At 35.4% G+C, this 1,207-nt stretch carries 2 protein-coding genes; both read right to left on the bottom strand.

Annotated elements, in window-relative coordinates:
* Positions 1–44 precede the first annotated feature (44 nt).
* On the bottom strand, positions 45–731 hold the full coding sequence (locus FDX19_RS13570; protein ID WP_137383123.1) for an Imm43 family immunity protein: 687 nt from the start codon (positions 729–731) through the stop codon (positions 45–47).
* Positions 697–1,207, bottom strand: a 511-nt coding sequence (locus FDX19_RS13565; RefSeq protein ID WP_170974377.1) for an AHH domain-containing protein, incomplete at its 5' end; no start/stop codon positions are given. The genes FDX19_RS13570 and FDX19_RS13565, both read right to left, overlap by 35 nt.

The following is a 1,207-nucleotide window of genomic DNA, read 5'->3' as shown; positions in this document are numbered from 1 at the left end:
CGGCCCATCACGCCGTGGGTGAACTGCACCGTCACGTCATAGAATTAAGGTAACTTTCTCTTTTCTTTTTTAATAGCACTGTTCAAATCAAACCGATAATCTTTGCAATAGTGTTGTAGAGCATCATCAACAGGAACTATTTTAAATCCATGTAATCCACTGTTCTTGAGTTTATTTTTAAATTTATCATTGACAACTAATCGACATCCATATCTGATGCTTGAGTCGAGTTCGAATATATCATAGTTAAATGCTTCATCAATGAATGATATCTTTCGAGGTATTTTTGAACCAGATTCTATATTAAAGAATAAAGATTTTTTATAATCAATGAATTTATTACTGGGGAAGTACAGTAAAAAGTATTTTTTGTTGCCGATTTCTTTTATTTTCCCTGAAAAATAAAATGAAAGTTTTTTTATAAAAAAAGGAGGGGTAATAGCCTCTTGTAAAATAAATAAAAAATCTTCAGATACAATATATCCTTGATTATGCCTGTAATCAAACTCAATTGACTGATTTTCTGTCATGTTTACTATTATGGTTGCTGGGCATTCTTTTTCAGCGAGATAATAAGGGAAATTATGCTTGGATGGTGCTGGTGGGTTTGTTACTATGGTGTCGAATATACCGTGTAAAAAAATAAGAGTAGATGGCTGAGAGTAATCGTTCATTAATATATGGAAGTTCATTCTATCACCATATCCTTTTACAACATGTTTGAGGGACATCACCTGACCAGATTTTTTGTTTCAGTTTCATTTGTAATTTTTTCACGGAACGACGAGCATCATCTTTAGAAATATTTCCTCCATAAAACTCTCTTTTTATATCATTAATTAGATCATCGACCTCTAATGAATAATAATCATGTCTTGAACTGTGATAAACAGCCATCCCCTTACCATCACCGTTCAGAAAGCCAGTTTGGGAGCCTGGCATCAATATTCCGTTGCCCACTGTATCACGCATTCCATTCATTCCAATATCATTAAAAAATGATGCATTATTATTCCAGACGTCAACGGGAATAACATGGTGAGCCTGTAATCCATCTCCAACAACGCCACCTAAGGCTTTGTTTAGTTCCCCGCTGGGAGAAAGACCAAAAAAATCAATCCATGTTAGAGGGTTATGAACATATCCGTATGGCCTGATACCGCCAGCGAGTTTTATCGGGTCAGGCGAAACATACTGCCCTGTCTCA

The organism is Citrobacter sp. wls619 (assembly GCF_005281345.1).
In the GTDB taxonomy this organism is placed as follows: Bacteria; Pseudomonadota; Gammaproteobacteria; order Enterobacterales; family Enterobacteriaceae; genus Citrobacter.
This window is presented reverse-complemented; position numbering and strand designations above follow the sequence as displayed.

Bases quoted from the DNA above. Each gene is read 5' to 3' on its own strand.
- FDX19_RS13570 (WP_137383123.1), bottom strand. From the start codon at position 731: ATGTCCCTCAAACATGTTGTAAAAGGATATGGTGATAGAATGAACTTC.